We start from the raw sequence: 9660 nt of genomic DNA, 5'->3' as shown, positions 1-9660 counted from the left end.
ACTACGCCCAACGCACCCTGCTCAAACGCGAAGTCCTCCCCGAACACGTCGCCAACGCCGCCGCCGTGCTCACCAGCAACGAACTCTCACACACCACCGGCCTGCACATCCCGGTCGACGCGGGCGTCGCAGCAGCCTTCCTCCGATGAGCGGGAAGGAGACTGGCGGCGGCGTGTTCGCCGCCATCGACATCGGAGCGTCCTCGGGCCGCGTCATGCTCGGCCGAGTGACCGGCGGCCCTGCGTCCGGAAAAACGGTCTCGCTCGAAACGGTGCACCGTTTCCCCAACGGCGTCGTAGAGCTCGACGGCGGACTCCACTGGGACTTCGAGGCCCTGTTCGATGAGGTGCTCACGGGTCTTGCGGCGGCCGCCGAAACGGCGGCCGCAAGCGGGAAGCGGATTGCCAGTATCGGGATCGACACGTGGGCCGTCGACTACGGACTCGTGGATGCCTCCGGCGCCTTGCGGACCCAACCGTTCAGCTACCGCGACGAGCGCGGCCGCACCGCCGTCGCAGACGTCCACAAGGTGCTGGACCCGGCACGGCTCTATGCCACCACAGGGCTGCAGTTCCTGCAGTTCAATACGCTCTACCAGCTAGCCACCGAACGTGAACTGCGTGGCGTCCAGGCGTTGCTCATCCCGGACTTGATCGCTTTCACATTGACCGGGCAACGCCGTACCGAGGCCACGAACGCCTCCACCACCGGGCTTTTTGACGCCGTCGCGGGGGAGTGGGCCACCGAGTCCTTCAAGGCACTCGGCCTGCCCAAAAACCTGTTCCCGGCCATCATCCAGCCGGGCGAAACCGTAGGCACGCTGCTGCCGGAGATCGCGGCCCGGACGGGCCTCGCGGCGGAAACTGCCGTCGTTGCCGTGGGATCACACGACACCGCCTCGGCGGTGGCGGCCGTTCCGGCCCGGCAAGAAGACTTCGCCTACATTTCCTCCGGCACTTGGTCCCTCGTGGGGGTTGAGTTGGACAACCCGGTCCTGGACGAGTCAAGCCGTTTGGCCAACTTCACCAACGAGCGGGGCGTCGACGGAACCGTCCGGTACCTGCGCAACGTGGGCGGCCTGTGGTTGCTCAGCGAATGCCAACGCACCTGGGCCGCCGAAGGGCACCGGCAGGAACTCGCCGCGCTCCTGGAGTCCGCGGCGGCCCTTCCCGCCGGCGGTCCCCAAATCAACGCTGAAGATCCGGCGTTCATCGCCCCGGACAACATGCCCGAGCGCATCAGATCTGCGGTGCGCGCCGGCGGTGCCGTCCTCCCGGACCGGCCGGCCGCCATCGTGCGCTGCATCCTGGACAGCCTCGCGGCCGCCTACGCGAGGACCCTGGCACGCGCCGAAGAGTTGTCCGGCAAGCAGACGTCGGTGGTCCACATCGTGGGCGGCGGTTCGCAGAACAGGCTGCTGTGCCAGCTCACCGCCGATGCCACCGGCAAGACGGTTGTTGCTGGCCCCGTGGAAGCAACAGCGCTCGGGAACGTGCTGGTCCAGGCCCGGGCGGCAGGAGCCGTGTCGGGAGGCCTGTCGGAACTGCGGGCACTCGTGAGGGCAAGCGTCGGGCTCGAAAGCTACGAACCGAAACTGGTATTTCACAGTCCGTAGGGCCTCTAGCGCGGACGCCCTGTTGTGCCGCAAAGCCCCTCGATAAACTTAAGGGGCGCCGAACAGACGCAAGGTTGGTTGCGGGAAAGGCAAGATCATGTCCGACAGCAGCGGCGTCGAAGAACCCACTGACGAGGAGACAAGCGGAGCTCCCGAGGAGCCGGAACTCAGGGGCCGTTACGTCGAGGGAGACTACGGCAAGACGGGAACGGAGCCCGGGCGGCACTCCGAAGACGAAGAAGGCCAATACAGCGAAGGCGACTACGGAGCGGCCGGCAGCCAAGGCGGCCTTCCCGAACCCTTGGGTGTGAAAGCCAAGGAATCCGGGCGCTACGCAAAAGCCGACCTCGGTGACGCAGGAGCGGTTCCGGGACGCACGGCGGAGTCGGAAATCGGCCAGTACGCGGAGGGGGACTATGGCGCGGACGGGGCGGTAGGACCGCTGCGCGAGGCGGCCAAACCACCGGTGCCGGCGGATGACGACGGCGAGGAGTGACGTAGTCGATTTACTTCGGGGTCGATTACTTGGGCCGGACCGGGCCCCCTTCAGCCTTGGCCCGGATGAAACTCAGATCTTCGGGGGAGAGGCTGACCTGGCTGTGCCGGTCGGCATCCGGAGTGATGCCGGTTTCCTGGTGGATTATTTCCGTGATGGTTCGCGGCAAGACCACACATCCGGGGTTGTCGGTTAGCCAATGGCGCGTTTCGGGGCTGAGCATGTCCCAGTGGTCCCTGATATTCATCTCCATGGATGACGCCTAACTGAGTGGGTGCAGAGAAAAATGCCGGCCGAGGCCGGTGCCGGGAACGTCTTCAGGATACGCCTGGGCATAGGGGAATGACAGGGGGCGTCTTTCGTGTCCAACCGCCCCGCTTTCAGGGTTCCTTGACCGGCCTGGCAGGCCATGCCGCAGGCTGGTGATTGCGTCCCACCGCGGATGCGCCTAGCGTGATCAGACAAGAATGATGGGAAGAGTGTTTCCAGGCGGAGCCATGACATGGCAATTCAAAGCGACGGCGTAGGCTTCCGTTCCAAACGGGGCCCGGTACTCATTGCCCTGATGCTCTCGAGCGGCCTCGTCGCGATCGATGCCACGATCGTGGCGACCGCGGTGCCTTCGATTGTGCGTGAAATCGGCGGGTTTGCCTCGTTCCCATGGCTCTTCTCCGCGTACCTCCTCGCGCAGGCGGTCTCGGTTCCGGTCTACGCGAAGCTCTCCGACATGGCAGGCCGCAAACCGATCATTCTCACTGGCATTGGACTCTTCCTGCTGGGATCGATCCTTTGCGGGCTCGCGTGGAGCATGCCCACGCTCATCGCCTTCCGCGTGGTGCAAGGCTTGGGCGCCGGCGCGGTCCTCCCCGTGGCCATAACCATCGCGGGCGATATTTACACCCTCGCCGAGCGCGCGAAGGTACAAGGCTACCTCGCCAGCGTGTGGGCAACTTCTTCAGTTGTCGGTCCCACACTGGGCGGGGTGTTCTCTTCGCTTGGAGTGTGGCGCGGAATCTTCCTGGTCAACATTCCGCTGTGCCTCGTGGCCGCCTGGATGCTGGTTCAAAGGTTCCAGGAGAACATCGAACGAGTTAAGCACCGCGTCGACTATCTTGGAGCCGCTCTTCTCACGGTCACCCTGACTTTGACCATCCTCGGGGCTCTGGAGGGTGGCCAGGCGTGGGCCTGGGACTCTCCGGTCAGCATCGCCGTGTTCGCCATTGGTTCGGTGTTGCTCGTTGCCTTCATCCTGGTCGAGCGACGAGCGGCTGAACCTGTCCTTCCGCCATGGGTCGTTTCGAGGCGCCTCCTCGCCACGACCGCGCTGATCTCCTTCGGTGCCGGGGCAATCGTGCTTGGCCTCACTTCCTACGTTCCCACGTTCCTTCAAGGCGCGCTTTCGGTGTCGCCAGTCACGGCGGGCCTGTCTCTGGCGGCCCTGACAATCGGCTGGCCGATCAGCGCCTCGCAGTCGGGCCGCTTCTACCTTCGGATCGGTTTCAGGGCAACAGCCTTGATCGGGATCACGGTCACCGTGATCGGTTCGGCGGCCCTCGCCATTACGGCCTACACACCTAACATCGTGCTCGTCGCGGGGAGCTGTTTCGTGGCCGGACTCGGCCTGGGGCTACTTGCAACCCCGAGCCTGATCGCAGCCCAGTCCAGTGTCGAATGGCACGAGCGCGGAGTCGTGACGGGCACCAACCTCTTCGCGCGTTCCATTGGCAGCTCGCTTGGCGTGGCCGTTTTCGGAGCCGTGGCCAATGCAATCTACGGCGCCAGCCCCGGTGGCGGGAAGAATTCGCAGGCAATTGTATTCGCGTCCGCGGCAGTGTTTCTCGCGGTCCTCGTGAGCGCCGCGCTCACCGTCGTCGCGGTCCTCGCAATGCCCGCCACGGCCCTGGAGGCTACTGCTCCGCAGGGCAAGGTGCCGGGCCCGCGGCTTCAAAAGGTGCGTCGGCCAAACGGACGGGACGGGAGCCCTTAGCTTGCGTCGTCGGCCGGGCTAGTTCCCCGGCTCCTCTGGAGGCTGATTCGCTTCGCGGCCACCTGTACGGACAACGCGGATTTTCGTGGTCTGCGGTTCTGACTGTTCGGGGAGCTGGATACGGATCTCGAGGACGCCATCCTCGTACGTGGCTGCGATGCCGTCTTGGTTCACTCCGCGGGGCAGCGGAATGCTGCGGGACCGTTCGCCGTAGCGGAGCTCGGTGCGGTACCCCTTCTTGTCCACGCGTTCGGCATCCTCCTCGCGCCGCGCCTGGATATGCAGGGTGTCCTCGGCGACGCTGATGTCGACGTCGGTCTCGGGATCGATTCCCGGCAGATCCACCCTGACGACGAGCGTGTCACCCTCTTGGTATTGCTCGATGCGGAGCGAGGGGTCGGATTGGCCTTGAAGGAAGCGTCGGAGCGGCTCCGGGACTTCGAGTCCGCCGCGTCCGAATAGGTTGTCCATGATGACCTCCTGGTAGGTACCGGCTGCGGGTCAAGACAGAGCCGGGATGAGAAGAAAGCTACGCCTAGCAAGGTCCCGTGGATAGCCCCTCAGTCTGAGCCGACGTGGCGTCCACCACCGAACAACGCAATCTTGACGTCGGCTGTGCCGGGTCGGAGACTGAGCATAGGAGGCGCGCCGTGGGCAATTTACCGTGGATATTCGTGCTGCTCATCCCATCGCTGGGCTTCTTCTTCTTCCTGATTTACGCGAATATTCGTTTGTCAGCCAGGCGGAAAGCCCTTGGGTTACCCCCTCTAGGTCTGACTCCGCGTCGTTCCAAGACTCGACACCGGAAGCATCACAAGTATGTGATCATTCATCGCTTCAAACACTGAGAAGGGCTCCAGTCAGCTCTGATGGAAGTCCGGAGCCTTTGGGGCGTCGAGCATTCCGGCGATCTTCTCTTCCAGGGCTGCGACGGTCGCCTCGGGCAGGACGATCAGACCGTCCAATTCGCGCCGGGCGCGTTTGTAGGCTGTCTGCCGCTCTGCCGGCGTCGCTGCACTATCCGAAGCGATCCGAAGCAGCTTCCTGGCGGTCGCCAGCCGCTGGCGCTCGGGCTCGGTGAAATTGCTGTCCTTGATGCGTTTGGCTTCCCGCTCTGCTACATCGAACGCCAGTTCGAAGCCGCGGACGGCCGCGCGATACTCCGCAAGCCGGGCCGCCGTCGTGATTTCTCCCGGCGTTGCCGGACGCAAGCCGTCAGCTTCCCGTTTGGCCCGGAGAAATTCCACGGTGAGCGGCTCGCGGACATCCGACATGACCGGAAAATCAATGAGCTTAGCGACGTCGAGTTCGTATTCGAGCCAACGCCGGTTCACGGCGTCGTGTGCCTCTTGCAGCCGGACGACCTCGGCCTGGCTGGCGTGCTCCGCTTCCGCCGCGCGGTTCTTGAGCTGATAAAGCTCCACCCGGCGGCGGTGCCGCCGTTCGGTGGCCCGGGACCAGGACCGCGCCCAACCGCCAGCCAATCCGCTCAGCGGAAAAACCAGCCACCAGTAGTGGCTGACAAATTCGAGGAAGGGATTCACCGCTTCATCGTCCCACCGGCCCGGACCTGTCTCAAGAGGGCACGTCGGGCAGGCCTAGCCGACCTTCCGGAGCCAGTCCGTCAGGAGAGGCAAGACGACGGAGCTATGCATCGCTCCGATGTGGTCGAGGCCCGGAAGCACTTCGACATCCCACCCGGTGTCAATGAGGTCTTGCTTGCGTGCCATCAGGGGCTCGCCGATCCTTACGTGAACGTTGCCCCATGCCGGGCCGTAGTCGATCCGGTCGTCCGCCCCTGCGAAGGCAAGGCGGGGCAAACCCGGCGGGACTTCGGCGGCGGAATCGTCGAAGTCTTGCAGGGCCTCGTAGAGGGTGACGAATTGGCGGGTTTGTGCCTCGTTCGTTTGAACGGGCACCGAGTCCCAGTCTCCAGGCTCAACGTCAGCGGTAGGTGAAGGAACGACGTCGGCGGATTGTCCGGACATCGAGTGCGCTGCCCGGGTGACCGCCAACATGCTCTCGTAAGGCCCGTCGAGGGGTGGGTATCCGCCCATTACCAGTGCCCAGAGCCGGTCAGTGCGGATTGCGAGTTGCAAGCCGCAGAGTGCCAGCCAGGAGTAGCCGTAGTAAGCGAACGTGCCGGCATCAGCGGCGTCGGCGATGGCAAGAAGATCAGCCGTGACATTCCCGGGAGTAAGGGTGTCCGGTGCAGGGTGGGCCATCCGGTGACCTTCGTAATCGGCGATGACCACCCGGTGTGATCGCCCGAGTCCTTTGACCAGATTGGACCCCAGATCCGGATCAGCTCCCCAGCGGCGCATCGTTTCGGCTTCCTCCGGCGGATAGGCGGCGAAGCGGGCCGGGATCACCAGGGCGCGTCCGTTTCCGTGGATGGTGACGGGGATCGTCGTGCCGTCGTGAAGAACGGCTTCAGCTGTGTCAATCACGGCTTGCCCTCCATCTGGTTGCGGCCACTTGTGGTCTAGCTTGCCACTGAATTGCCGGTAACTGCCCTTGGTGCAGTCCCCGAACTTTGAAGCTTTCCCATCGACAGGCATCCTGGCCAGGAATAGCCTTAAGCCGTCCCATTGACCGACGAGGATGACGGAGAGGTACCGACATGGGAGCTACAGAAAACGCCGAATTGGTCCGGCGGGGATACGAGGCCTTTAATTCAGGTGATCTGGCGACACTCAGCGAGCTGTTCGCGGAGGACGCAGTCTGGTACGCAGCAGGAAACGGCGTACTGTCCGGGACGAAACAAGGGCGCGACGCCATCCTGGCCTATTTTGGCGAGCTGGGAGCACGTTCCCAAGGTACCTTCCAAGCGTCGGTGCAGGACATCGTCGGCGGAGAAAACCACACAATCGGACTCCAGCAAAGCCGCGCCGAAAGCGACGGAAAAACCCTGGACATTGCAACCGCCATCTCCTTCGTACTTCGCGACGGAAAGGTTGTAGAGGGCCGGGAATTCTTCGAGGATACGGCCAAGGCAGACGAATTCTGGACCTGAGTATCGGATTTGGATCCTGCCTGTGAAAACTCATTGACATCCCAGGTAGCAGGGTCTATTGCTTGGCATGTCCACACCCGTCCACACCAGCAAGGAGCAGAGATGGAAGCCGCGCCCTACGGAGTCGTGCACTTCTTCCCAGGAGGCACCAAGGACCAATACGAAGCGTCAATTGCCGCTGTCCACCCAGGAGAGGGGCTCCTGCCCGAGGGGCAGACTTTCCATGCCGCAGGCCCGTCGGCCGGTGGCTGGACCATCATGGCCGTCCACGAGTCGAAAGAAAGTTGGGAGAAATTCCGGGACGGCATTCTCATGCCCCGCATGCAGGCGGGTATCGAGGGCGGATTCGAGTCGCCCCCGGAAGAGACCGTCGTCGATCTCTACAAGGTCATGCCCTAACGATTCAGAAGGCCGCCCCCAGGTCTCGAGGGCGGCCTCCGTCTATCCGCGGCGGAAGGGGAAAGGAAACAGTCATGGCGTCCATAGTGAACTACTTCGAAATCGGTTCGCCCGATCCCGAGAGCGCGCGGACATTCTACGGCTCGCTCTTCGACTGGACCTTCGGTGAGTCCTCGCCTGCCAGCTACCAGATGGTGAATGGCGACAAGGGTGGGCTGTGGGACACGTCCTCTCTTGAGGGAACATCGTGGGCGATCTTCTACGTCCAAGTCGACGATGTGAAAGCCGCAATCGCCAGGGCCGAATCCCTGGGTGCGAGCGTAGCCATCCCGTTTGTCGACAACGGCGCGATCGAGTTCGCGCACCTTCTGGACCCGCACGGCAACCGATTCGGTGTGTGGCGTCCCAAACAGCAAAGCTGAAGCGATGGACAACGCGCACGATTGCGACACTCGATGAAAAGGACGAAGTGAATTGACACTCGAGACATTGCCCGTGATCGATTTCTCCCGTCTGAATGCAGGCCCGGAAGCGGCCGCCCGATTCCGCGACGAACTGCGCGATGCCATGCATGAGGTTGGCTTTCTCTATCTCGCCGGCCACGGCATTCCCCAGGAGTTGACGGACGCCATTCTCGACGTGTCGCGCCGCTTTTTCGAGCTACCGGAAGAAGAGAAACTCGCAATCGAGAATGTCCATAGCCCCCAGTTCCGCGGCTATACCCGCGTCGGCGGCGAGCTCACGGACGGTGGGATCGACTGGCGCGAGCAGATCGATATCGGCGTCGAGCGCGATGCTGTTGAGCCTGGCCCGGGTGTCGCGGAATATTGGCGCCTCGAGGGGCCCAACCTGTGGCCGGCCGCGTTGCCGGAAATGCGGGACATTGTCTCAGAATGGACCGAACGGCTGAGCACTATCTCGCTGGCGTTGCTGCGGGCCCTGGCAGTTTCGCTTGGGGCGCCCGAGGACACTTTTGATGCGGCATTCGCCGCACGGGCGTTCCCTGTCCTCAAGATTGTGAGATATCCGGGGGAGTCGAACCCGGAACCCAAGCAGGGCGTGGGATCCCACCGTGACGGGGGAGTGCTCACGCTTCTCCTCGTTGAGCCCGGGAAGGGCGGTCTCCAGGTTGAGTACCAAGGGAAGTGGATCGACGCGCCACAAGTGCCGGGGACTTTCGTGGTCAATATCGGCGAAATGCTGGAACTGGCCACCAACGGCTACCTCAAGGCGACCCTGCACCGGGTCATCTCACCGCTTCGAGGCACAGACCGGATTTCCCTTCCCTTCTTCTACAACCCTGCGCTTGACGCGACCATGCCGCAGCTTGCCGTGAGCCCGGAGTTCCAGGCAAAAGCCCGCGGCTTGTCGGTTGACCCGACGAACAGTCCGATTCTGGAAACCTACGGCGACAACGCCCTCCGCTACCGGCTTCGGGCCCACCCGAACGTCGTCGCAGAGCATCACGCCGACCTGCTGTGAACCTGACAGCGCGCGGCCGGATAATGGGGCCATGGATTTCGAATTGCTCACCATCCAGGACTGTCCCCACAGCTCGGCGGCCCGGGAACTGTTCTCCCGGGCCGTGGAACTGGGAGGGAACGATCCGGCCTTGATCGCGGTTAGGGAGATCATGACCGACGCGGAGGCCGAAGCCTCCGGATTCCACGGGTCACCGGCCTTCATGGTGGACGGAATCGACCTCTTCCCGTCCACTGCAGAGCCAGCAATGACGTGTCGCGTCTACCCTACGGCCGGGGGCCTCTCGGGCCTGCCCAGCCTGGAGTCGCTTCGACGGGCGATCCAGGCCAGGCTGGCCGCCTAACGTCAGCCCGGGACGTGTGCCGCTAAAACCACCGGGTGGTCCCGTCCGAGATTACCCAGCACCGAGGCTCCTTGCGTGGATCCGAGTTCCTCGAAGAACTCGACGTTGGCCCGGACATAGTCGGCCCACTCATCCGGGACATCGTCCGAATAGTAGATCGCCTCCACCGGGCAGACGGGATCGCAAGCGCCGCAGTCGACGCATTCGGACGGGTGGATGTAGAGCGAGCGTTCGCCTTCGTAGATGCAATCCACAGGGCATTCGTCGATGCAGGCTTTGTCCTTGACGTCCACGCAGGGCTGCGCGATCACGTAAGTCATGA

Annotated in this window: 14 protein-coding genes; 9 read left to right on the top strand and 5 right to left on the bottom strand. The window is 63.5% G+C overall.

Annotated features, from left to right (window positions below):
* The 3 genes from AC1DJW_RS07990 to AC1DJW_RS07980 all read left to right on the top strand — a co-directional run.
* Positions 1-149, top strand: a 149-nt coding sequence (locus AC1DJW_RS07990) for an SDR family oxidoreductase (protein ID WP_476901100.1), incomplete at its 5' end; no start/stop codon positions are given.
* Positions 146-1615, top strand: coding sequence for a rhamnulokinase (locus AC1DJW_RS07985; protein WP_476901097.1), 1470 nt, complete (start codon positions 146-148; stop codon positions 1613-1615). The genes AC1DJW_RS07990 and AC1DJW_RS07985, both read left to right, overlap by 4 nt.
* Before the next feature lie 97 nt (positions 1616-1712).
* Entirely contained in the window at positions 1713-2111 is a 399-nt protein-coding gene (locus AC1DJW_RS07980) for a hypothetical protein (RefSeq protein ID WP_390277213.1), read from the top strand.
* Between the two features lie 25 nt (positions 2112-2136).
* Here AC1DJW_RS07980 and AC1DJW_RS07975 read toward each other — a convergent pair whose 3' ends face one another.
* A complete protein-coding gene (locus tag AC1DJW_RS07975; RefSeq protein WP_284754244.1) occupies positions 2137-2364 on the bottom strand; it encodes a hypothetical protein in 228 nt (75 codons plus the stop codon).
* 249 nt (positions 2365-2613) lie between these two features.
* On the opposite strand from AC1DJW_RS07975, the gene AC1DJW_RS07970 reads away from it, so the two are divergent.
* The gene (locus AC1DJW_RS07970; protein ID WP_459341630.1) at positions 2614-4098 is read left to right on the top strand and encodes an MFS transporter; all 1485 of its coding nucleotides are present in this window, start codon (positions 2614-2616) and stop codon (positions 4096-4098) included.
* 18 nt (positions 4099-4116) lie between these two features.
* Here the strand turns inward: AC1DJW_RS07970 and AC1DJW_RS07965 are convergent, their stop codons facing one another.
* From AC1DJW_RS07965 to AC1DJW_RS07955, 3 genes are all read right to left on the bottom strand, one after another.
* A complete protein-coding gene (locus tag AC1DJW_RS07965) occupies positions 4117-4569 on the bottom strand; it encodes an Hsp20/alpha crystallin family protein (protein WP_390277217.1) in 453 nt (150 codons plus the stop codon).
* A gap of 389 nt (positions 4570-4958) precedes the next feature.
* Positions 4959-5642, bottom strand: a complete 684-nt coding sequence (locus AC1DJW_RS07960) for a hypothetical protein (RefSeq protein WP_390277219.1) — start codon at positions 5640-5642, stop codon at positions 4959-4961.
* A gap of 54 nt (positions 5643-5696) precedes the next feature.
* Entirely contained in the window at positions 5697-6548 is an 852-nt protein-coding gene (locus tag AC1DJW_RS07955; protein ID WP_476901096.1) for an alpha/beta hydrolase, read from the bottom strand.
* Between the two features lie 173 nt (positions 6549-6721).
* Between AC1DJW_RS07955 and AC1DJW_RS07950 the strand changes: the two genes are divergently transcribed.
* The 5 genes from AC1DJW_RS07950 (at position 6722) to AC1DJW_RS07930 (ending at position 9338) form a co-directional block, all read left to right on the top strand.
* On the top strand, positions 6722-7114 hold the full coding sequence (locus AC1DJW_RS07950; RefSeq protein WP_284754253.1) for a nuclear transport factor 2 family protein: 393 nt from the start codon (positions 6722-6724) through the stop codon (positions 7112-7114).
* Between the two features lie 102 nt (positions 7115-7216).
* Positions 7217-7513: a hypothetical protein gene (locus AC1DJW_RS07945; protein WP_390277223.1), complete on the top strand. Its 297-nt coding sequence runs from the start codon at positions 7217-7219 to the stop codon at positions 7511-7513.
* Between the two features lie 74 nt (positions 7514-7587).
* Positions 7588-7935: a VOC family protein gene (locus tag AC1DJW_RS07940; RefSeq protein WP_390277225.1), complete on the top strand. Its 348-nt coding sequence runs from the start codon at positions 7588-7590 to the stop codon at positions 7933-7935.
* 52 nt (positions 7936-7987) lie between these two features.
* On the top strand, positions 7988-8995 hold the full coding sequence (locus AC1DJW_RS07935) for an isopenicillin N synthase family dioxygenase (protein ID WP_284754258.1): 1008 nt from the start codon (positions 7988-7990) through the stop codon (positions 8993-8995).
* Positions 8996-9026: 31 nt separating this feature from the next.
* A complete protein-coding gene (locus AC1DJW_RS07930) occupies positions 9027-9338 on the top strand; it encodes a hypothetical protein (protein WP_476901095.1) in 312 nt (103 codons plus the stop codon).
* Positions 9339-9340: 2 nt separating this feature from the next.
* On the opposite strand, the gene fdxA is transcribed toward AC1DJW_RS07930, so the two are convergent.
* Entirely contained in the window at positions 9341-9658 is a 318-nt protein-coding gene (gene fdxA, locus AC1DJW_RS07925) for a ferredoxin (RefSeq protein WP_476901094.1), read from the bottom strand.
* Positions 9659-9660 lie beyond the last annotated feature (2 nt).

It is taken from the genome of Arthrobacter sp. 05L417 (genome assembly GCF_056397865.1).
The sequence above is the reverse complement of the archived record's forward strand: the minus strand, read 5'-3'. Positions and strand labels throughout refer to the sequence as shown.

Bases quoted from the DNA above. Each gene is read 5' to 3' on its own strand.
- AC1DJW_RS07985 (WP_476901097.1), top strand. From the start codon at position 146: ATGAGCGGGAAGGAGACTGGCGGCGGCGTGTTCGCCGCCATCGACATC.
- AC1DJW_RS07980 (WP_390277213.1), top strand. From the start codon at position 1,713: ATGTCCGACAGCAGCGGCGTCGAAGAACCCACTGACGAGGAGACAAGC.
- AC1DJW_RS07975 (WP_284754244.1), bottom strand. From the start codon at position 2,364: ATGGAGATGAATATCAGGGACCACTGGGACATGCTCAGCCCCGAAACG.
- AC1DJW_RS07970 (WP_459341630.1), top strand. From the start codon at position 2,614: ATGGCAATTCAAAGCGACGGCGTAGGCTTCCGTTCCAAACGGGGCCCG.
- AC1DJW_RS07965 (WP_390277217.1), bottom strand. From the start codon at position 4,569: ATGGACAACCTATTCGGACGCGGCGGACTCGAAGTCCCGGAGCCGCTC.
- AC1DJW_RS07950 (WP_284754253.1), top strand. From the start codon at position 6,722: ATGGGAGCTACAGAAAACGCCGAATTGGTCCGGCGGGGATACGAGGCC.
- AC1DJW_RS07945 (WP_390277223.1), top strand. From the start codon at position 7,217: ATGGAAGCCGCGCCCTACGGAGTCGTGCACTTCTTCCCAGGAGGCACC.
- AC1DJW_RS07940 (WP_390277225.1), top strand. From the start codon at position 7,588: ATGGCGTCCATAGTGAACTACTTCGAAATCGGTTCGCCCGATCCCGAG.
- AC1DJW_RS07930 (WP_476901095.1), top strand. From the start codon at position 9,027: ATGGATTTCGAATTGCTCACCATCCAGGACTGTCCCCACAGCTCGGCG.
- fdxA (WP_476901094.1), bottom strand. From the start codon at position 9,658: ATGACTTACGTGATCGCGCAGCCCTGCGTGGACGTCAAGGACAAAGCC.